This window comes from Halalkalibacter flavus, from assembly GCF_036663575.1.
In the GTDB taxonomy this organism is placed as follows: domain Bacteria; phylum Bacillota; class Bacilli; order Bacillales; family Bacillaceae_D; genus Halalkalibacter; species Halalkalibacter flavus.
Genome location: NZ_JAWRVK010000127.1, coordinates 1 through 482 on the forward strand (window position 1 = coordinate 1; position 482 = coordinate 482).

Consider the following 482-nt stretch of genomic DNA (forward strand, 5'->3'; position numbering starts at 1 on the left):
ACTCAAAACCGCACGGAGAACTACTTTCGTCTTCTAAGAGTGATTGATTCAAAAGGAAATGAACTTCAGTTACTGACAAATCGTTTCGATTTGAGTGCCGAAGAAATTTCAGAGATGTATAAATCACGCTGGGCAATTGAGTTGTTTTTCAAATGGATTAAGCAACACCTCAGCATCAAAAAGTTCTACGGTCAAAGTGAATGGGCGATCCACAATCAAGTGTTTATCGCATTAATCGTTTTTTGCCTCCATGTTCTCGTACAACTCGAGACAAGAAGCAAGCGTAAAACCTTACAAATTAGTCGTTATTTAAGAGCTTCTTTGTGGAAGCCGGCATATATTTGGCTTCGGAAAATCGAAGGGAAATCCATTCCTTAATACACAAACTGTCGTCGTCGCAACCGTCTAATTGTAAATATTTTTCCAAATGGATGGAACCACCTTTGATTGGGTATTTACTTTTTTGGCTCTAAACAGGAAGA

At 38.6% G+C, this 482-nt stretch carries 1 protein-coding gene; it reads left to right on the forward strand.

The annotated features are described in order from the left end of the window. On the forward strand, positions 1-378 hold a 378-nt coding region (locus SAY88_RS24730; RefSeq protein ID WP_332635084.1), incomplete at its 5' end, for a transposase. Between the last annotated feature and the right edge of the window lie 104 nt (positions 379-482).